Origin of the sequence: Nodosilinea sp. FACHB-141 (assembly GCF_014696135.1) — a bacterium.
Classification (GTDB): domain Bacteria; phylum Cyanobacteriota; class Cyanobacteriia; order Phormidesmidales; family Phormidesmidaceae; genus Nodosilinea.
The window spans coordinates 253,834-273,848 of the sequence record NZ_JACJPP010000013.1; the positions used below are offsets into that span (position 1 = coordinate 253,834).

The window sequence follows — 20,015 nt, forward strand, 5'->3', positions numbered from 1 at the left end:
CCGAACGGTCATCGCTTACCGCCCATAACGCATTACTCTTACTCAATTAATTTGTAGTTTGGCTCCTGGCCCGTCAGCTAGGAGCCATTTTTTTGTGCCTCCAAGTTTTGCGACCCCGGTTTTGCGTCTCTCGGGCAAATTCGTAAGAATATAACTACTCCCTATTGCGGCTGCGCCTATGCCCTGCCAGTTGTGCCAGCGTCCCGTAGACGATCTCACCGAACACCACTTGATGCCGCGCCAATACACCAAGCGTCGGCAACTGCCCACTAGCGAGACGGTGCTGCTGTGCCGCCCCTGCCACAAACAGATTCATACCCTGTTTGACAACCACACCCTGGCCCGCGATCTGAATACGTTAGAGCAGCTACAGGCAGAACCCAGGATCCAGAAGTTTGTCGCCTGGGTTCGCAAACAGCAGCCCCATAAGCGGGTGAGAAGCTATCGATAGCGAGCGATGCTAGGTTCTAGCCCTGGCCGTAGTGGTCTCAGCAGGGGTGGTTAGTTTGCCATTGTTGTGGTGCACCACCAGCACTGAGCAGTCGGCATGGTGCATGACGTAGTTGCTCACGCTACCCAGCAGCAGTTCGCTCAGGCCCCGGCGACCATGGCTGCCCACCATAATCAAATCAGCGCCCCAAGAGCTAGCCACGCTGCAAATGGTAGCGGCAGGTTCCCCAGATATCTGAGTGAATTCGGCGCTGACGCCCGCCGACTGGGCGCGATCGAGTTCTTGTCGCAGTTGGGCAATGCCCTGGGCCTCAAATTCTTCCCAACGTTTTTGGTAGAGTCTCCAGGTCGAGTCTTCCAGCACGGGGTAATAGGCCTGGTACGAGCGAATGGGAATGCCGGGGCTGCCTTCTTCGTAGGCCGAAAGCACGTGCACGAGCATGAGATTGGCCCGAGTGGCTTCGGCCAGGTCAAGGGCTTTTTGAAATACCTCGTGGCGGCGGGCAGAATTGTCGAGAGCAACCAGAATTTTCTTAAACATGGCGGCGAGTCTCCTGTTCTACAGGCCCGCGTTTTAGGCTCTCTATTTCACGTTTTTGGGATGCAGCGATAGAGACAGTGATGGAGCCAGGCCAGGGGCGATGCGGCTACGCCTCCATTATAAAAAGCCCTGTAACCCAGCAGGGTTAGCCGTAACAATGCCTTACGGTGAACGGCGGAATCGGGTCGAGGGCTTCACTGTTCTTAAGGTGCGATTCTCCTTTGGAGAGGCTGCGCCAACGCCCCTCTAGGCCGGTCTTTGACCATCACGCCAAAGCCTCTTTAGAGGCTACCAACCCTTTAGCGGCTCGAGAACTCCTCGCCTAATGGCTACGGCGTTGTAGATAGACCGGCATTCTATCTACGGGGTAGATCAGCAAATTCTGTTTCAGGTTTTCCACCGAAGATCGCCCATTGACTAGCTCCCAGTCAAAGTGCCGCAGCAGCTGGGCCAGCATCAGGGTTGATTCCAGCATCGCTAGGTGCTCGCCCAGGCAGCGGTGGGGACCAGAACCAAAGTCGATCATGGGTGGGGCTGGGGTTTGGCGATCTTCGGTGAGCCAGCGATCGGGCCAGAACTTATCTGGCTGGGGGTAAGCCTCCGGGTCGCGCCCGGCCCCTAGGGTTGACCAAAACAGGCGTGCTCCAGCAGGCAATTTAACGTCGTCGACGACCATGTCCCGGGTGGCTTGCAGCGATGTGGTACCCGAGGCAACAGAATAAAGCCGCAGGGTTTCTTTGACGACTCCTTGCAGGTAGCTCAGCTCTTTGAAGCTGGCCAGGGTGATGGCATCGTGATGGTCAAAAACGCGATCGACGGTGGCCTGAGCTTTTTGAAACACCGAGGGGTTTAGGGCTAGCTCGCCCACCGCAAAGGACAAGGTGTGCGCGGTGGTGTCTGTACCGGCAATCAACATTTCCACAATTTCGGGCAGCAGGGTGGCGCGACTGTAGTGGGGCTCTTTGGCGGCAATTTTGACCAGCATCGACTGTTGGAAGAGTGGGCTGGCCTTCTCTAAAGCAGCAGGGTCGCCGTAGCGTAGCTCTAGGGCCAGGTCGAGGCGCGATCGCAAGCAGTTTTCCAGATAACGGCGGGCAGCCCAGTAGTCTTTGCTGGCCTGGGTGGGCAGATATTTTCTCCAGGCCTTTTCACCGACAGCCATCCGCAAGAACCGGTAGGTTAAGACCGCCATGGCGTTGTAGGTCGGCTCAATCTCCAGGGGCGGGCCTTCAGAGCTGGGCTGGCTGGGGTCGATGGGAATGCCCAACACCAAAGCCGCAATCACCCGCATGGTCAGCTCCACAAATAGCGGATCCATCGGCACCGGCTCCCCCGGCGGGGCGGCTTGCAGCTGGGCCAGAGTCTGCTGGCAGGCTTGATCGACTAGGGTCATGTAGTGGCTCACGCCGCTGGAGCTAAATTCTGGGTTCCAGGCCTTGCGTCGCCACTGCCACTCAGGCCCATCTTGGCCAATCATGATTGGCCCCATCAGATCGTTCCAGGCGCGCTGCGACTGGCCAGTGCGCACCAGGCTGCCGTCGCGGGTGCCCTGCACAATGGTGCTGTCGATCAGCTTGGGCTGGCTGAGCACCAGCACCGGATAGCCGACCCAGTAGACATACTTGGGGCCAAGTTCCTTAGACCAGTCGAACAAGATCTGAAAGAGCTGCCGATTTTTGACCGCCCCTAGCAGTTGGGGAATGTTGCCCAATAGCCAGTGCTGGGGCGGAGAGGGGAGCGATCGCAGCGACTTAAAGCGCTGTTGCTTAGCCCACCGTTGCCATCCCAGCAGAGCGATCGCTCCCAAGCCCAGTGGCAGCCAATAAAGCGGAGCACCTAACAACTGAGTCATAGGAAGTATCCGCAGAGGACAAAGATGCGCCGATTATACAGGCCTAGGTTTAACTGTCTAAACACGATGATCACACTTAATTGAAGACGCGTCTGAGTGCAGGAATACGGCTCAGCAAAACGTAGTCCAGCAGCAGCACAATGACAAGTGAAAGACCAACTAGAGGAAACACTAGCCCCAGAACTGCAACAATTGCCAATGGAATGCGCCAGTTCTGTACATAGGCAGGCATAGCAGGAGCGCCGATTAGCCCAGCACTCTGGGGCCGACGCTGCCACCACATCACAACTCCGGTGATGGCCAGCAGCATCACAATCAACGCTGCCACCAGCATAAGCAACTGATTGGCGAACCCAAAATATCTCCCCATGTGAATGGCCGTTCCCATCTCCACCGCTTTAGGAACGAGACCATAATCTTGCCAGCGCACATCGGCCAGCACGGCACCGCTGTACTGATCAACATGCAGAGTCACTTCTTGGGTTGGATCAGGCGGAAAAGCCGAGATCGTGAATACTCCGGTCTCTCCTGCCGGCAACGTCACGTTAAAGCCAGGGGGCGCACCTTTGGCCTGGGCTAGGGCGATCACAGCGTCAAGGCTAACGGGGGTGCCAGAGGCCAGGCCCATCTGAGCCGGTGTCGACTCGCCGTGGTGACCCGAATGATCGGTTTGGCCTAAGGGAGCAGATTGAGGTATCGGTAACTGTTCTACGGCCCAGGGCACCACCTGACCTCGCTGGTTTAGCGAGCCCGTCAACACAGCTGATTGGGGAATGTCGTCCCACATTTGAACCGGAAACTGGCTTGATACTTGGGCAAAGGTGTCTCCCCAAAAACCCGTCCAGGGTAAGCCGGTAAGAATCAGAAAACCAATTAGGAGAACGCCATAAAATCCGGGCACGGCATGTAAGTCTCGCCAAAATATCCGTTTGTTCTGGCTCCAGAGGCGCGGGATGAATGTGCCCAAAACAGCAAGCTTTTGGCGCGGCCACCACAAATACAGCCCTGTAATTAACAGTACTAAACCCCAACAGGCGGCTAGCTCAACTAAATAGTCGCCTAGCTTGCCAATCAGTAACTCGCCATGGATTTTTCGGGCGATCGCCTGGAGGTTGTTGTCCTCATCGCGATCGCCCAAGATCTCGCCGCTGTGAGGGTCGACGAATACCATCAGATTGCGCTCATTCGCCGTTGTTACCAACACTTCAGTACTGCGATTTGCGGCAGCAGGAGGCGTAACCTGATTAATTACAGCTGCAGGATACGCGCTTTCGACGGACTGTACCTGCTCAACGTAGGGCAGGGTCACCAGGTCAGGCTGCACAAACATGAGGTTGTTGTACATGGCCGCATCTAGCTGGGGCTTAAACAGATAAACAATGCCCGTCGCGGCCAGGATCACCATGAAGGCAATCACAAACAACCCAGCATAGAAGTGCCAGCGCCACACCGTGCGATAAAACCGATTGCCAGGCGATAGAGCTGCTGGAGATTGCCTTACAACCAGGTTGGAGGGATTCATGCCGGTATTTGCCCAAAGTCAAGACTCCGATTAACATGCCTGATGCGCAAAGATGTTGTCAAAAGACACGGTGTCAACTCCTTGCACGCCATCCGACATGAAAAACCCCGCTTCAAAACAGGTAGCCCGTGGGGGCGTTGCACTGCAATGCCCCTACCAATCAGCGGTTAGCCAAACAGGATTAGCCAAACAGAATTCGGTATTACACGTTGTTATTCTTTCAGCAGCACCTTATCACCAAACTGCTTTAGCCCCAGCCGGGGGGATGCTAAACCCAAGCATTCAAAAGATCAGCCGTTTAGCTTTTCTCTAGGGGAAACTGGAGTGGACGCACCATAGTGGCCAGAAGGTGTTCGATTACAGCCGATAGATCTCTACACAGACCGGTATGCACCCGTGAGGTTTGAATGATCGTGCTGCGGGGGGCAACCAGCCAGCCAAACCGTTCTCGCTGGGGCAGTTGACCAATGACGCCCGCCTGGATTTCGCCAGCGCAAATGATCGGGATAGTGTTTAAATAACCTTCGACTGTTTCTAAGTCTAGGGTAGGGTCAAGGGTCAACAGCCGTTGCGGAATGAGTTCAATTTTGGCTTCGAGAAATTTGCGCGTCGAGCATGAAACAATCACACCTACGTTGACAAACTCTTCTCGCTCAACCTTAGGTACCACCCGAATAATGGCGTAATCATAGGTGACCTGATCGTGCACGAATGGCCTCCTCTAAGAAAGCGTGGGGTGGCTCTAGCCGCTTCAGCAGATACTCAATATAAGCCTCGCGATGGTGTTGGCTATCGGTAAACGGAGAACCCTCCAGCAGCCAGGGCTCTGGAATTAGGTTGACGATGCCAGTAATGAGCTCCGGCGTTAGCTGGGCTGTCATGGTGGCATCGACCTCTGTTAGCTGACTAGCAAACCGCAGCAAAACGTGATCTTTGATGCCGGGGAAGGGGGTGCGGCTGCGCTCTAAGTAGTTGTTCCAGCTGTGGTGAAAATAGAGGGCAACACCGTGATCAATCAGCCAGAGGCGGCGGTGCCACATCAGCATGTTGGTATTGCGGGCGGTGCGATCGATATTGGTGACGTAGGCATCGAGCCAGACAATGGCCGAGGCCAGGGCGGCATCGGGCTGTTGGGCAACGGGGTCAAAGGTGATGGAGCTGGGCAGGTAGTCGAGGGCCAGGTTGAGACCTACACTGGCTCGAATCAAATCCTGAATTTCGGGGTCGGGCTCGGTACGGGCCAGTTCAGCATCGACTTCGATCAGGACAATTTCGGGCACCAGCAAGCCGACGGCCCGCGCAATTTCTCCAGCCACGAGTTCAGCAATCAGAGATTTGACCCCCTGACCGGCACCCCGAAACTTCAGCACATACATGCCATCATCGTCAGCTTCCACAATGGCGGGGAGAGAGCCTCCCTCCCGCAGGGGAGTGACGTATCGGGTGGCAACAACGGTTCGCAAATGGATTCTCGGTTACAGAGCCTCAGCCCATTTTAGTGGAACCGACGGTCGCTATCGCCCGAGGCAAGGGCTGGCGCAAAAAGATATTGAGCGATTTGCTCAGGCTTAAGGGGTAACGAATGCAGGCGCTAAGGGCGATCGCCCGCTGGCTCTAATCCCTAACCCAGCTCGCCCGGTCGGGTAACTGCCGTAACCACCATCTGGGGAAAAATCAGTCATTATAAATAGGCGTAGTAGTGTCTTTGTACCGTTGACCCATGGGCGACTTCAACATTCAGGCTCCCTTTGAACCTGCGGGAGACCAGCCAAAGGCGATCGCGGGACTAACCAAGTTTCTGCAAGACAACACCAAGTATCAAACTCTGCTAGGGGCCACGGGCACGGGCAAAACCCACACCATCGCCCGCGTCATCGACAACATTGGCAAGCCCGCCCTGGTGCTGGCCCACAACAAAACCCTCGCCGCGCAGCTCTGCAACGAGCTGCGCGAGTTTTTCCCCGACAACGCCGTCGAGTATTTCATTAGCTATTACGACTACTACCAGCCCGAGGCCTACATTCCCACCACCGACACCTACATCGCCAAGACCGCATCGATCAACGACGAGATCGACATGCTGCGGCACTCGGCTACCCGCTCCCTGTTTGAGCGCAAAGACGTGATTGTGGTCGCCTCAATTAGCTGCATCTACGGTCTAGGAATCCCGTCGGAATACCTGAGAGCCTCGATTCCGCTGCACGTGGGCATGGAGGTTAACCAGCGCCAGGTGCTGCGCGATCTGGCTTCGATTCAGTACGAGCGCAACGATTTAGACCTAGGCCGAGGCAAGTTTCGCGTCAAGGGCGACGTGCTGGAGATCGGCCCCGCCTACGAAGACCGCATCATTCGCATCGAGTTCTTTGGCGACGAGATCGACGCCGTGCGCTACGTGGACCCGATCACCGGGGCCACCCTGCAAAGCATGGAGGGACTCAGCATCTACCCAGCCAAGCACTTTGTTACCCCCGACGATCGCATCGAAGAAGCCTGCCAGGCGATTAAAGATGAGTTGCTAGAGCGTCTTGCGGAGCTAGAGAAAGAGGGCAAACTGCTGGAAGCCCAACGTCTGGAGCAGCGCACCCGCTACGATCTGGAGATGATCCGCGAGGTGGGCTACTGCAACGGCGTGGAAAACTACGCCCGCCATTTGGCCGGTCGCAAAGCCGGATCACCGCCCGAATGTCTGCTCGACTATTTCCCCAAAGACTGGCTGCTGGTGATTGACGAATCCCACGTCACCATTCCTCAGATTCACGGCATGTATAACGGCGATCGTAGCCGCAAAATGGTGCTGATCGACCACGGCTTCCGCCTGCCCAGCGCCGCCGACAACCGCCCCCTCAAAGCTGAAGAATTTTGGGACAAGGTGAACCAGTGCATCTTTGTCTCCGCTACCCCCGGCAACTGGGAAATGGAGATTTCTCAAAATAAGGTGGTGGAGCAGATTATTCGTCCCACCGGCGTGCTCGACCCCGAAATTTTTGTGCGCCCCACTGAAGGCCAAGTCGATGACCTGCTGGGCGAAATCAAAGAGCGGGCCGCTCGCCAAGAGCGGGTGCTGATCACCACCCTGACCAAGCGCATGGCCGAAGACCTCACCGACTACTTCGACGAGCACGGCATCCGCGTGCGCTACCTGCACTCCGAGATTCACTCCATTGAACGGATTGAAATTATCCAAGACCTGCGAGAAGGGCTTTACGACGTGCTGGTGGGGGTCAACCTGCTGCGGGAGGGGCTCGATTTACCCGAAGTTTCCCTGGTGGCGATTTTGGACGCCGATAAGGAAGGGTTCTTGCGGGCGGAGCGATCGCTGATTCAAACTATCGGTCGCGCCGCCCGCCATGTGCGTGGTCAGGCCATTCTCTACGCCGATAACCTCACCGACAGCATGGCCAAGGCAATCAGCGAAACCGAGCGTCGCCGCGCTATTCAAACCGCCTACAACGAGGCGAATGGCATCACGCCCACCTCGATTATTCGCCGCAACAGCAACTCGATTCTGTCGTTTCTCGAAGTGTCGCGCCGCCTCAACGCCCACGAACTAGAGGAGGTCTACGAGCACAAGGAAGAGCTGCCCCTGGAAGAAATTCCCGAACTGATTGGTCAGTTTGAAAAGCAGATGAAAGAGGCCGCCAAGAATCTTGACTTTGAGGAAGCGGCTAAGTTTCGCGATCGCATCAAATCCCTACGCGATCAGCTCTTGGGCAAGCGGGCTTAGAGAATCATCTACGGAAGATCTCCTCGCTCAATGCCCCGCACTCAGAAACAGAGTTGCTGGCGGAAAAGTCAAAGCCCCTCTCCCAAGCTTGGGAGAGGGGTTTGGGGTGAGGGCTGAGTCAGGGCCGAGAGAAGCCTTCCCGATCTACATAGGCCTACTCAATCAACAGGGTTTTGGTCAAAATGACCATCCAGGTCGGGATTTGCTGAGCGGTCTCATCTTCGCTGGGCGATCGCGACCGTCATTGGGCTCGGCGCAGCGCGTGGAGGATTTTGTGGTGCGATCTACGTCGGCCAAGCTGCCGTAGAGCAGGTGACGCCTTGATCGGGGTTAGGGCTGAGGTTTCGCGGAGTGAAACCGCGGCAAACTAGACGTACCGCTAGCGTCGGGTTGAAGGTATTCAAACATCGGTTCTGTGCTCCTTACATAGTCAGTCTACTGAGTCATTGGTGAAGTGAAATCACAAAGCCTCCAAGAGTACCCTCAAGGGTAATACCACCGCTGAGTAGCATGTTCCATATTGGATATAGAAACGAACCAACGAAGAGCTTCAAACTCGTTGGATGCCTAGAGAGTTACTTGCTGAGAACTCACAGCATTCGGTTGTTTCTGTGATGTCGAGTGGGTTGGCAAAGGCTACTCAACATTACAACAACTCCCTTGCCAGAATTAGGAGAAATACAATGGCATCTCTATTCATAAAATCGCTTACCTGCAACGAAACCGAAGATACTTTTGGCTCGGATGAGTGCCTTTTGGAAGTGTTTACCAACGCCGGGCGCAAAACTTACCGAGAGACTATGAACAACGGAGAGGTCTTCGAAATTAATGACGAACTCCCGTTCACCGTCCGAGCTAAGGTTAAATTATGGGATTTGGACTTGGGACGCTGGCCCGACTACAACGATCATCTCGGTACTGTTGTAATTCGTAATACTCCAGTACAAAACTCCACCGCCAGTTTCACGCTTGACGGTGCCGACTACGTCCTTACCTATGACGTGAAACCCTAGTTTCAGGATGCAGTTGACCAGGGTGCATGTCGCTTTGAAAGGTGCATAGCTGGAGTATTAGTACAACGAGATGGCTGAAAGCTTACATATCAAACGTTTCAGCCTATGAGTAAAATACTCTCTTTCAAAGTGGCATGCTCTCGGTCAACCATTGCCATAGAGCAGATGAGCAGAAAGTCTTAGTTACTAAGTTTTAGACTACTTGTCGTTTCCGATCGCAACTATAAGGAGAATAAGATTATGATTCGCACCAAGCGCATTGAAGCAGGAGATTGGAGAACCGTTGAAAACTTTTGGAATGCCAATGGAAAAGCCTTTTTCAAACTTCCTGTCGGTGCTTCAATCAAAGTTCGTTATGGCGTGGGTTTTTTAGGATTCGATAGCCAAAAACAGACTCTTGACGGCTTAGGCTATAAACAATTGTCAGTTGGGACTGGCTCGATCGCACGCGCCAGAATGCAAGTCAAAGTGTCTCAAACCACAGATATCACCTATGACGTCTACGGTGGCGGTGTTGCTGTCTCAACCCCAGAAATCCCTTTCTAGGTAGAGTTCCAGCGGTAATGATGGGTTTGTTCAGGCGATCGCTTAGCACCCCGTTCATGCCAATGCTGCACCATCCGAACAGTAGCTTTGTGCGGATAGCCAAGGATGGTCATGGATGCACCTACCCAAACAGAGCATCTTGCCGTGGGTGGGCGGGGGCACGGTGGAGCGACAGGTTGACAGCAGGTGGCGTGGAAGGGCGATCGCCCAATCACCCTTCTGCAACCTGCTTCTCGCTCCCCCCTAGGCCCGCTGTCCACACATGAGGCGTTGTTCCGCCGTCACCTGACCGTACATAGTTTCTAGGGCAGAAATGTTGTCCTTCAGGGTGTAGCGCTGGAGCACCCGTTCGCGGGCCTTATGCCCCAAAAGCTGAGTAATTTCGGGGTGGTCACGCAAAATCGGCAAGATAGTTTGCAGCTGAGTTGACACCCGCTGGGTATCGAGCACAATGCCCGCCCCCTCCGCCAGCACTTCGCCATCGGCTCCGGCATCGGTGGCAATGCAGGCGGCGCCACAGGCCATCGCCTCTAGCAGCGACAGCGACAGCCCCTCTACCAAAGACGGCAAAATAAACCCGTCCGCCGCCCGCAGGATGTCGATGCGGCGCTGCTCGTTGGCCAGGTAGCCCAGCCAGATAATGTCGTCTTCGTCGCCGTAGTAGCGCTTCAGCGACGCCTCTAGGGGGCCGCTGCCGACGATCGCCAGCTTGCAGTCAGGCCCCATATCGGCCTGCCGCCAGCCCCGCAGCAGGGCCTCCACATTCTTCTCTAGCGAAATGCGCCCTTGGTAAACAAATAGCTGGCGGGCGTAGAGATCAGCCTTGACGGCCGACGGCCCCGGCGAGTAGCGACGGGTATCGACCCCATTGGGAATCACAACCAGCGTAGCGTCGGGCACCCCGAGCTTAGTCAATAAATCGCGCTGGAGTTCTGAAAACACGATGACGCGATCGTAGTTGGCCAGACAGGGGGCGTAGAGCTGATAGGTGAGGTGCTGGGTGCCCGAGGTCAGGCTGCGCACCCGGCGATCGAAGGCGGGGTGAAAAGTGGCCACCAGGGGAATGTTGAGCTCAGCACAGATCTCGGGCAGTCGAAAGTCCAGCGGCGACAGGGTGAGCGAGGCATGCACTAGGTCGGGCCGAATTCGCTCTAGTGCCTCTGCCAGCAGCTTGCCTGACTTCAGCGAGGGAATGGTGAGAATCTGCGACTTGAACAGAAAGGGCAGCGGCACTTCCTGCGATCGCTCCGCATAACTGCCCAGGCTATGGCCATCCTGAGACTGGGCAAAATGGAGAAAAGTCACTCGATGGCCGCGTTCAAGCAACGCGTTGGTGACCTCTCGGCCATAGGTGACGTTGCCGCAAAAGGGCGATTTCTTGCCAAGCCACGCGATGTGCATGCTGTCCAGCGTTATCCGTTAACAACCTAAACCAGCGGCAGCAGAATGCCGCCGCGATTCGCGCAACGTTTGGGAACCGACTCGGAACGAGTATCCGTTCCGGAACCGCCCAGCCCATAGCATCAGCCCACAGATCTGTACTTTGGTAAAAAAATGAAATCTAGCCTGGGGCCTGGGTCTTTCTCATTGCCGTATCGGCAATATACCAGGTTACTACTCCCCCTAAGCCTACCAGGGTTCCCATACCGACAAAAACGTTGGCCAAACCCAGGTGTGCTTCTACCACACTGGCTAAGGCCAGGGGCAGGCTCAGGGCAATATTGACCATGTTGTTCTGTAAGCCAAACACCTTGCCGCGCATGGCTTCCGGCGTTTTTTCTTGAATCAGGGTCTGCATCGGTATGCCGACGAAGGCACCACAAAGCCCCAAGGTGGCAATGATCGCCATAGAGGCCCACAGTTGCTGAGTTGTCCAGGCCAAGGCAATCAGGCACACACCCATCCCTAGGGCACCCCACAAGCTCAGGTAGCGCCTCGGAAACCGCGGCCCAAAATTCCCCACTAGCACAGCTCCTAGGCCCAGGCCCAGGCCACCTGCTGCCAACAAAAAGCCAAACTGCGAGGCCTTAAGAGCAGGAATGGTCTCCGCCAGCCGCACCGCCAGCACCGCCAGGGCAGCGAACACTGACGACAGCAGCACCAGCTGAATGATGGCCACCCGCACCTGCACCTGCTCCCCTAGGTAGCGCCAGCCGTCTTTGATATCAGCCCAAAATTGAGATATATCTTCGTGGGCAGCAGATAAATTCTCTTTTCCAGGATCCATAGTCATCAGGCATAGCCCGGCCACCATGTAGCTCAAGCCAACTAAAATAGCTGGGCCGTTGTTGGCTACACCTAAAGCCAGCATCAGGCGATCGGCTAGGGCCAGCAGCGGTTCTCCCACGGCAAACCCTACGATCACGGAGGCCATCATGGTGGTGGTATAAAGCGAGTTGGCTGAGAGTAAATCTCCCTCGGCCACAATCAGGGGAATAATCGACTGCTCTGCCGGCGCAAAAAACTGGGTCAGGGTAGAGATCAAAAAGGTCACGACCAGCAGCAGCAAAAAGGCCACAGGTAGCCCCAGCACCGGCCCCCAGCTCGCCGTCAGCCAAATTCCTAGGGGCAACGCAATCACTAGGCCGCCGCGCAGCAGGTTAGACCACACCAGCACTGGGCGCTTGCGCCAACGGTCTACAAACACCCCCGCCAGCGCGCCAAACAGCACCGCCGGGATGGTAAAAGCAATCATTACAGCCGATACCCAGCCGCTGATGGTCTGCCCAGGGGACTCAAATCGGGCGGCGATGATGGCAATCATCAGCACCAAATAAACCTTGTCGGCCAGCTGAGAAAAGAGCTGTCCGGTCCACAAAATTAGAAAATTGCGGTTCTGAAAAATGGCCCGAAACCCATTCTCACGCTCTGGCTCAGCGGTCTCAGATACAGGAGCAGCGGGCAAAGTGGCGGTTTGGGTTGTGGAGTCTGCCCCATCGCCCAAGTCGGTGCCATGGCCAGACCCTCGGTCCTCTCTCTTAGGCAAATGGTTTGCCTCGGTAGCTTCTGTATTAGCTTCAAACTCACGGAGCATGGGGTAACCAACGAACCTGGGCACTGGGCGGCGCAATATCCAGCAGTTTAAAGGGTAGCTAAACAGACATCAACTAAAGCCGCCGACCGAATGGGACGTTCAAAGTAGTTCTCAGTATATTCTCGCAGAAGCCGCTCGACTCGTGCCCACAGCTGCTGGGTTTTTCCGGGTTGAGGATCTTGGCTCTCTAACCCCATGGGTAGGGTAGACAAAATCTCCGGCTTGGTAAGCTGCTGGAGCAGAGCCACATCGGTGGCGGTAAGCAGCAGGGGTCGCTTGGGGGGTTGACCGTAGCGGCCTTGCCCTTCACCGAGCTGAGTGGCTCCGTCGGCCTGCACTAGCCCCCCAGCTTCGGAACTGAATTCTACTCGCCAGGCAGGGTCGAGCAGATTGGGCACAATCTCGACTCGGCTGAGGGTACAGCGATGCACCTCTGGGGCTACCCCGTCCAGGGCCAGCAGGTGATATAGCCCGTGGCACAGGGCCGCCAGCACTGCCCCGGATGACGCCGTCTCAAGTCGTTCTAGATGTTCTACAAAGACGTGAAATAGATCGCTTTGAGGCGAGTCGCTGAGGGCCATCAGCAGCACGACCTCCGCCAGATACTGGCTGGCAGTCAGCCGAGCTAATTGTCGACTCAGCCCAGGAAAGGTGCGCACGGTTTCGGCCTGAATGAGCTTGTCGAGACGCTTGCCCTTTACTACCAGACATTCGTTGATGACAAATAGATCGCTGCGGCCGCCCAGCCGCGACTGGTGCTTGCGCGACCCCGGTGCCACCGCCCGCACCAGCCCAATCTCAGGGGTAAGAATGGTGAGCAGGCGATCGGTTTCCCCTAGGGGCATGGCCTTGAGGTTGATGCCAGTGGCTTTGTAGGTTTGGCTCATAGGGCAGTACAGGGCTAGAGCCTTAGCATAACGCTCTGGCCAAGAAAGGCTCGGCCCGACGCAGGGTGGGTAGCGTAGAGGGCGATCGCTCGAAGAGCAAAGCTAAAACTCAGGGAAAATCTTGCCCTGGCCACGAGCTGATCCCTTGACATCAGCCGGCTCTAACCACGAAATCCGTTGACAGTAATGGGCCAGTTCAGCACATTGCCTTAAACTGTAGGGGCAGATCAAAAGCATTAGTCATCATGATTTTTCCTGGGGCTCCGGTTACGGTGATCAACGTCAACGATACCTACTACGGTTTTCAGGGTCTGGTGCAGCGCATTAGCGACGGCAAGGTAGCGGTGCTGTTTGAGGGCGGCAACTGGGATAAGCTGGTCACCTTTGAAATGTCTGAGCTGGAGCCGGTGAGCTCTGGCAAGCGGCGTTAGGTACTGCCATGCGTTTACCTCTGCCCCAGACCACGGCTCCAGCGCGGCAGCCCAATCACATTGCCGAGGTGATTGAAACCGCCACCACCGAATTTTTGGCCCAGTGCCTAGAGCCTGAGGCGCTGGCGTTTTCGGCCATGCCCCCCTTTGGCAGCTGGGTCACCGCCCTGGATGAGGAATCGGGCAACACCGTCTACGGGGTGGTGTATCACGCCACCACCAGCCCGATTGATTCGGTACACCGGGCGCGAGCTCTGGGGCTGTCCCTCGAAGACCTGCGCCAGCAGCAGCCGCAGATTTTTGCCATGCTCAAGACCGAGTTTAAGGCGGCGATTGTAGGCTTTCGCGCCCCTGATCTGGCCGGGCGACCTCAGGGACCAATCTTTCAACACCTGCCGCCCCGGCCGCCTCAGGTGCACCAGGGGGTGTATGCCTGCTCTCCTGAAGCAGTGATTGAGTTCACCGAGCAGCTCGATTTTTTAAGAACCCTGCTGGCCATGGGTAGCGCCCCGGTAGACAGCCTAGTGGCCGCAGTATTGCGCCAGGGCTATCAACTTCGCAAGCTCGATCGCGCCTGGTTGGTGCAATCTGGCCGCACCCTCAGCATCTTTTTGAAGGATGACTACGATCGCCTGCGCATTATCCTGGGTCAGATCTACGCCTAGGGTCAGGTATAAGGTTTATGGTTTCAGGCGAACCACCTACTCTTCCCTTAAACCCTAAACCCTCTCCCCTAAACCTTGATCATTAACTATGCAAACCTTTGACTGGATTGTGGTCGGCAACGGTCTGGTGGGGGCAGCGGTCAGCTACGAACTGGCTCGTCAGGGGCTGTCTGTGCTACTCATCGATCGCGCCTTAGAGCCCGGCAACGCCACCCGCTACAGCTACGGCGGCATTCCCTACTGGTCGGGCAGCACGACCCTCACCCAGCAGCTCTGCCAGGAGGGCATTGCCAAGCAGCGCCAGCTCAGCGAAGAACTAGAGGCCGACACCCAGTTCCGCGAGCTGGATCTGGTGCTAACCTTAGCGGCAGACGGCGACCCTGAGGCCGCCGCCACAGCCTATGCCCACTGCGCGACGCCGCCTCGGTTTGTATCGGCCACCGAGGCCCAGGAGCTGGAGCCGCTGCTAAATCGGGATGCGATCGCTGGAGCCTTTACCGTACGCCACGGCCATGTTTCTCCAGTGGCCTTAGTCAACGCCTACAACCAGGCCTTTCAGCGCCTAGGCGGCACCCGGATGATTGCGGCCGTGGTAGATGTGGTGCGGATCAAAGATCGCGTCACGGGCGTTTTAACCGCCGAGCAGGCCTGCCCCGCCAAGAATGTTTTGGTGGCGGCAGGGGCCTTTAGCCGAGCGCTGCTGCACCAGGCCCAAGTAAAAATTCCGCTCTACTACACCCACGCTGAGCTGATTGAGACGCCGCCGCTCGATCTCCAGCTGCGATCGCTGGTTATGCCCGCCCAGACTCAGCGCTTTACTCTGGAAGCCAAAGCGAGTCAGCCGGACACCGACGGAGAATGGGATGAGCCGGGTCATGAGGTCACTCCCGCCATTCTCGACAGCGGGGCGATTCAGTTTTTAGACGGCCATGTCTGCCTGGGCCAGATTAGCCGCACGCTGACGGATCTGGAAGCAGATTTGGATGAAGTGGAGAGCGATCGCACCATGCGGTCCGCTATGGCGGCTCAAATTCCCGCCCTGGCCGATGTGCCGGGCACCTGGCGGCGCTGCCGAGTCAGCTTTAGCCGCGATGGGTTGCCGTTGGTTGGAGCCGTGCCTGGGGTTGCGGGGCTGCACGTGATGGCTGGGTTTAGTGCTCCCTTTGTGTATCTGCCGCCGGTCGCCCAGCGCTTTGCCCAGGCAGTGGTGGGGGAGGCGGATCCTGCGATCGCAGCGATAGCCCTCGATCGCTTTTCCCAGGAAGTCTAAATACTCGGAAACTCGCCCATAAATTTCACTTCGGTTTGCAGACGAACGGCCCAGCGGGCTTCTACCTCATCTTGTACATGGTGAATCAAGTGCTGAATATCCGTGGCGGTGGCACCGCCTAAATTCAGAATAAAGTTGGCGTGGCGCTCAGCTACCTGGGCGTTGCCGATGCGGTAGCCCTTCAATCCGGTTTTCTCAATTAGCGTCCCCGCTGTGTGAGGGTAGGGGTTGCGAAACACACTGCCGCAGTTGGGCATGTCGTAGGGCTGGGTGGCCCGCCGCTGGTTGAGACCCGCTAGGGTGTCGGCCATCACCACTGCGGGGTCATGCCCTGGCTCCAGTTGAAAGGTGGCATTCAGCACCATCCGTCGCCCTCCCTGAAGGATCGAGGTGCGGTACTGAAACGCTAAATCAGCGGGCGTCATGGTCAGAATGCCGGTCTCTGGGTCGAGCACGGTGGCTGAGGTTAGCACATCTGCCGCGCAGCCACCGTGGGCACCGGCATTCATCACTACCGCGCCGCCTACGGTGCCGGGAATGCCAACGGCCCATTCGAGGCCGCGGCAGCCGCGCTTGGCAGCCTTCCAGGCCAGCGTAGGTAATGGCTCACCCGCAGCCGCGGTAACGCAACCAGCGGTGCCAAATTCAGTGCCGCGCCAGCGACGGGTACAGACCACCAGACCAGGAATGCCGCGATCGCTGATAAGCAAATTTGAGCCTGCCCCCAGGGGGGTAATCTTGAGGCTGGCGGCGATCGCCCAGTCTAAAACCTGCTCCAGCTCGCTCTGGTTGCGCGGCAGTGCCAACCACTCCGCTGGGCCACCCACTCGAAAGGTGGTCAACGATTGTAGCGATACTTGCGGCTTCAAGCAGGCAAAATTAGGAGCGACTCCAAGGGTTTGGTTCATGGTCCCAGCTCTCAACAGTCGTTCCCTAGGCTAGCCAACTCCGTCGCGATCGCCGGTGCCTAACAGGCCTCCTGCAGCGAGGGCACCTCGGCCTCGGCATAGTAAGCCATCACCTGAGGAATAATCTGGTTGAGGTTGCCCGCCCCCATAAACATCACCAGATCGCCGGGCCGCAAGCTGTGAGCCAGGGCCGCCTGAATATCGTCTAGGGTGTGGCCGTACAAAACCCTTGGATGTGCGTGGCCTACAGCATCGGCCAATTGACGACCCGAAACCCCAAAGGTATTTTTCTCGCCCGCGCTGTAGATGTCGGCCATGATTACCTGGTCGGCATCTACAAAGGCATCGGTAAAGTCGTTCAGCAACGCTGCCGTACGGCTAAATCGGTGGGGCTGAAACACCGCCACCACGCGGCGGTTATCCTGACGGCTGTCGACTGGCAGAGTCTGATCGGCCTTAATGCGAGCCGCCGCCAGGGTAGCGCGAATCTCGCTGGGGTGGTGGGCATAGTCGTCAAAAAACTGAATGCCGTTGTAGCTACCCCGGTGCTCAAATCGGCGGCGAGCGCCGCAAAACTTCTCTAGCCCCTCGGCAATTTTGTCAAAAGCAATGCCCAGGTGCCGCCCGACGGCCACAGCAGCTAAGGCGTTGCTGAGGTTATGGCAGCCCAGCACTCGCAGACGGAGGCGACCCATGGGCTGACCCAGTTCCCAAACCAGAGCTGAGGTGCCTTCCGCCCCAAACTGCAAGTCGGTGACGTGGTAGGTCGCGCCGTTATCAGGGCTGAGGCTATAGGTGACATCGGGCTTGAGGCTGGTGCGTACCACTTCACAGTCGGCGCTAGCGACTAACAGACCGCACTGGCGCTGAAAGGTTTGAAAGATCTGCACTACATCTTCTAGGTCGCGGTAGTGGTCGGTGTGGTCTAGCTCAATGTTGGTAACTACGCCAATGCTGGCCGATAGCTTTGACAGGGTGCCATCTGACTCATCGGCCTCGGCAACTAGGTAGGGACCTTGGCCGAGGCGGGCATTGCCGCCCCAGCTCGATACCTCACCGCCCACCACAATGGTGGGATCGAGGTTGGCATTCAGCAGCAGGTGACCAATCATGCTGCTGGTGGTGGTTTTGCCGTGGGTGCCAGCAACGGCAATGCTGCTGTACTCGCGAATCAGTGCGGCCAGCAAGTCAGAGCGGTGCAGAATGGGGCAGCCCAGCTCTAGAGCTGCCTGGTATTCAGGGTTGCGGGTGTCGATCGCAGTGGAACAAACCACTTGGGGAGTAGCGTCTGGAGCGATAACCGGCGTAGCTACCTTAGCCCCCACTGAGCCAGTTCCGGTTCGACTCGCTGCGGTGGCGAGGACTGGCTGGTTGGTAGTGAGAAAGTAGCTCAGGTTAGCGGCTTCTTGTTGCCAAAAAATATGGGCACCGGCCTCTTGCAGGCGACGGGTAATGTGGGTTAAGCGCAGGTCGGATCCCGATACAGGCAGGTTGCGTTTAGTCAAAATGTAGGCCAGTGCCGACATGCCAATGCCCCCTATCCCAATGAAATGAAAGGGTCTGCCGGTAAAATCTACGGAAATCGGCATCGTTACACTCCTTACAACACCACACCACACCAAGTGTCAGGCGTAATCATAGCAAGAATTGCCGAATTGGCCTAAACATCGGTATTAGCCTAGCTGGACGGCAGTTCCAGCGTTTTTTTAGTTCTGATCCCTAAGGGGGATGTGCCGCGAACAATGCTTTGACTGGCTCCTGGGATGCCCCTGATCAGAGGTTTACTGACCATCGGTGGGAAAGAGCGGGCTGGGCAAAAGCGGGCTAATGCCCACTAATCTTCTCCTATTAATAAAGAGCTCATCAGGATGGCATATCAATTTTCTATGCGAAATGAGCGGTTAAAGTAGAAATACTTATGCTATTGCCTAGACTGATCCCCACAGGTGGCCATGGATGGGGCGATCGCCCCATCCATTCCATAGAGATATTAGGGTCTGTATTGAATCTAGAATAGATTCAGTTCAATAGCTAACCCCTATAAAGTGGATCATGCTTTGCGATATTATGGTGTCGTCTAAGAATAGATACCTAGTCCGACTACAACAGAGGGTTAAACGCAGTGGTTAGAGTAGCAATTAATGGTTTTGGCCGCATTGGCCGTAATTTTCTGCGCTGCTGGTTGACGCGCGAGAACAGCCAGCTTGAGGTGGTCGCTATTAACGATACGTCTGATCCTAAGACTAACTCCCACCTGCTGAAGTATGACTCGATGCTGGGTCGGCTAGATGCCGATGTCAGCGCTGGCGAAGACACCTTGATCGTCAACGGCAAGACTATTAAGTGCTACTCCGATCGCAACCCCAACAACCTGCCCTGGGCCGCTTGGGATATCGATCTAGTCATTGAGTCCACTGGGGTCTTCGTCAGCGAAGAGGGTGCCTCTCGCCACATCGAAGCGGGTGCCAAAAAAGTACTGATCACCGCACCGGGCAAGGGCGGCGGCATTGGCACCTACGTCATGGGCGTCAACGACAAAGAGTACACCCACGATCGCCACAACGTGGTCAGCAACGCTAGCTGTACCACCAACTGCCTGGCCCCCGTGGTCAAGGTGCTGCACGAGAACTTCGGCATCATCAAAGGCACCATGACCACTACCCACAGCTACACCGGCGACCAGCGGCTGCTCGATGCTAGCCACCGTGACTTGCGGCGGGCCCGTGCTGCGGCACTCAACATTGTGCCCACCACCACCGGGGCAGCTCAGGCTGTGGCCCTAGTGATTCCTGAAATGGCAGGCAAGCTAAACGGGATCGCCCTGCGCGTGCCCACCCCCAACGTGTCGGTGGTCGACCTAGTGGTTCAGGTGGAGAAGCCTGCGATCGCTGACCAGGTCAACCAGGCGCTGAAGTCTGCTGCCGAAGGCCCCATGAAGGGAATTTTGGCCTACAGCGACCTGCCTCTAGTTTCCATCGACTATCGCAAGACCGATGAGTCTTCGATCGTTGACTCTAGCCTGACCATGGTGATGGGCGGCGACATGGTGAAAGTGGTGGCCTGGTACGACAACGAGTGGGGCTATAGCCAGCGCGTCGTTGACTTGGCTGAGATGGTGGCTGCCAACTGGAAATAGGCGAACCACGGCCTGTTACTCCAGGCCATCGCCAAA

General features: G+C 56.7%; 19 protein-coding genes. 9 read left to right on the forward strand and 10 right to left on the reverse strand.

The genetic code is table 11. From position 1 onward, the window contains the following. The first annotated feature begins 178 nt into the window (after positions 1-178). Positions 179-451, forward strand: coding sequence for an HNH endonuclease (locus H6F59_RS14960; RefSeq protein WP_190701452.1), 273 nt, complete (start codon positions 179-181; stop codon positions 449-451). Positions 452-460: 9 nt separating this feature from the next. On the opposite strand, the gene H6F59_RS14965 is transcribed toward H6F59_RS14960, so the two are convergent. The 3 genes from H6F59_RS14965 to H6F59_RS14975 all read right to left on the reverse strand — a co-directional run bounded on the left by H6F59_RS14965 (position 461) and on the right by H6F59_RS14975 (position 4,365). After that, the gene (locus tag H6F59_RS14965; RefSeq protein WP_190701456.1) at positions 461-991 is read right to left on the reverse strand and encodes a universal stress protein; all 531 of its coding nucleotides are present in this window, start codon (positions 989-991) and stop codon (positions 461-463) included. A 322-nt stretch (positions 992-1,313) separates the two neighbouring features. Beyond that, positions 1,314-2,843, reverse strand: a complete 1,530-nt coding sequence (locus H6F59_RS14970) for a cytochrome P450 (protein ID WP_190701469.1) — start codon at positions 2,841-2,843, stop codon at positions 1,314-1,316. A 76-nt stretch (positions 2,844-2,919) separates the two neighbouring features. Beyond that, positions 2,920-4,365, reverse strand: a complete 1,446-nt coding sequence (locus H6F59_RS14975) for a PepSY domain-containing protein (RefSeq protein WP_190701474.1) — start codon at positions 4,363-4,365, stop codon at positions 2,920-2,922. A gap of 97 nt (positions 4,366-4,462) precedes the next feature. Here H6F59_RS14975 and H6F59_RS14980 point away from each other — a divergent pair, with 97 nt between their 5' ends. Continuing rightward, the gene (locus tag H6F59_RS14980) at positions 4,463-4,678 is read left to right on the forward strand and encodes a hypothetical protein (protein ID WP_190701477.1); all 216 of its coding nucleotides are present in this window, start codon (positions 4,463-4,465) and stop codon (positions 4,676-4,678) included. On the opposite strand, the gene H6F59_RS14985 is transcribed toward H6F59_RS14980, so the two are convergent. Together H6F59_RS14985 and H6F59_RS14990 are read right to left on the reverse strand one after the other, a co-directional pair. Beyond that, the gene (locus tag H6F59_RS14985; protein WP_190701480.1) at positions 4,664-5,074 is read right to left on the reverse strand and encodes a DUF3037 domain-containing protein; all 411 of its coding nucleotides are present in this window, start codon (positions 5,072-5,074) and stop codon (positions 4,664-4,666) included. The two genes, H6F59_RS14980 and H6F59_RS14985, sit on opposite strands and share 15 nt — an antisense overlap. Continuing rightward, positions 5,052-5,828 carry a HipA family kinase gene (locus tag H6F59_RS14990; protein ID WP_190514699.1) on the reverse strand — a complete coding sequence of 259 codons (777 nt, stop codon included), beginning with the start codon at positions 5,826-5,828 and terminating at the stop codon, positions 5,052-5,054. Before H6F59_RS14990 ends, H6F59_RS14985 begins: the two co-directional genes overlap by 23 nt. A gap of 257 nt (positions 5,829-6,085) precedes the next feature. Here H6F59_RS14990 and uvrB point away from each other — a divergent pair, with 257 nt between their 5' ends. The 3 genes from uvrB to H6F59_RS15005 all read left to right on the forward strand — a co-directional run bounded on the left by uvrB (position 6,086) and on the right by H6F59_RS15005 (position 9,648). Then, a complete protein-coding gene (gene uvrB / locus H6F59_RS14995; RefSeq protein WP_190701484.1) occupies positions 6,086-8,089 on the forward strand; it encodes an excinuclease ABC subunit UvrB in 2,004 nt (667 codons plus the stop codon). A 683-nt stretch (positions 8,090-8,772) separates the two neighbouring features. After that, the gene (locus H6F59_RS15000; protein WP_190701488.1) at positions 8,773-9,102 is read left to right on the forward strand and encodes a hypothetical protein; all 330 of its coding nucleotides are present in this window, start codon (positions 8,773-8,775) and stop codon (positions 9,100-9,102) included. A 240-nt stretch (positions 9,103-9,342) separates the two neighbouring features. Then, entirely contained in the window at positions 9,343-9,648 is a 306-nt protein-coding gene (locus H6F59_RS15005) for a hypothetical protein (protein ID WP_190514695.1), read from the forward strand. A gap of 243 nt (positions 9,649-9,891) precedes the next feature. On the opposite strand, the gene H6F59_RS15010 is transcribed toward H6F59_RS15005, so the two are convergent. The 3 genes from H6F59_RS15010 to recO form a co-directional block, all read right to left on the reverse strand. Continuing rightward, entirely contained in the window at positions 9,892-11,049 is a 1,158-nt protein-coding gene (locus H6F59_RS15010) for a glycosyltransferase family 4 protein (RefSeq protein ID WP_190701492.1), read from the reverse strand. 160 nt (positions 11,050-11,209) lie between these two features. Next, a complete protein-coding gene (locus tag H6F59_RS15015) occupies positions 11,210-12,682 on the reverse strand; it encodes an MFS transporter (protein WP_190701495.1) in 1,473 nt (490 codons plus the stop codon). 47 nt (positions 12,683-12,729) lie between these two features. Then, on the reverse strand, positions 12,730-13,569 hold the full coding sequence (gene recO / locus H6F59_RS15020) for a DNA repair protein RecO (RefSeq protein WP_190701497.1): 840 nt from the start codon (positions 13,567-13,569) through the stop codon (positions 12,730-12,732). 245 nt (positions 13,570-13,814) lie between these two features. On the opposite strand from recO, the gene H6F59_RS15025 reads away from it, so the two are divergent. The 3 genes from H6F59_RS15025 (at position 13,815) to H6F59_RS15035 (ending at position 15,935) form a co-directional block, all read left to right on the forward strand. Beyond that, positions 13,815-14,000, forward strand: coding sequence for an NAD(P)H dehydrogenase subunit NdhS (locus H6F59_RS15025; protein WP_190514691.1), 186 nt, complete (start codon positions 13,815-13,817; stop codon positions 13,998-14,000). Positions 14,001-14,008: 8 nt separating this feature from the next. After that, a complete protein-coding gene (locus H6F59_RS15030; RefSeq protein WP_190701500.1) occupies positions 14,009-14,665 on the forward strand; it encodes an HAS-barrel domain-containing protein in 657 nt (218 codons plus the stop codon). Positions 14,666-14,753: 88 nt separating this feature from the next. Beyond that, positions 14,754-15,935 carry an FAD-binding oxidoreductase gene (locus tag H6F59_RS15035; protein WP_190701502.1) on the forward strand — a complete coding sequence of 394 codons (1,182 nt, stop codon included), beginning with the start codon at positions 14,754-14,756 and terminating at the stop codon, positions 15,933-15,935. On the opposite strand, the gene murB is transcribed toward H6F59_RS15035, so the two are convergent. Next, entirely contained in the window at positions 15,932-16,843 is a 912-nt protein-coding gene (gene murB, locus H6F59_RS15040; protein WP_190701505.1) for a UDP-N-acetylmuramate dehydrogenase, read from the reverse strand. The genes H6F59_RS15035 and murB overlap by 4 nt on opposite strands. A 59-nt stretch (positions 16,844-16,902) precedes the next feature. Further along, positions 16,903-18,432, reverse strand: a complete 1,530-nt coding sequence (gene murC, locus H6F59_RS15045; RefSeq protein ID WP_190701508.1) for a UDP-N-acetylmuramate--L-alanine ligase — start codon at positions 18,430-18,432, stop codon at positions 16,903-16,905. A gap of 533 nt (positions 18,433-18,965) precedes the next feature. On the opposite strand from murC, the gene H6F59_RS15050 reads away from it, so the two are divergent. Then, positions 18,966-19,979: a type I glyceraldehyde-3-phosphate dehydrogenase gene (locus H6F59_RS15050; RefSeq protein ID WP_190514686.1), complete on the forward strand. Its 1,014-nt coding sequence runs from the start codon at positions 18,966-18,968 to the stop codon at positions 19,977-19,979. Positions 19,980-20,015: the final 36 nt, after the last annotated feature.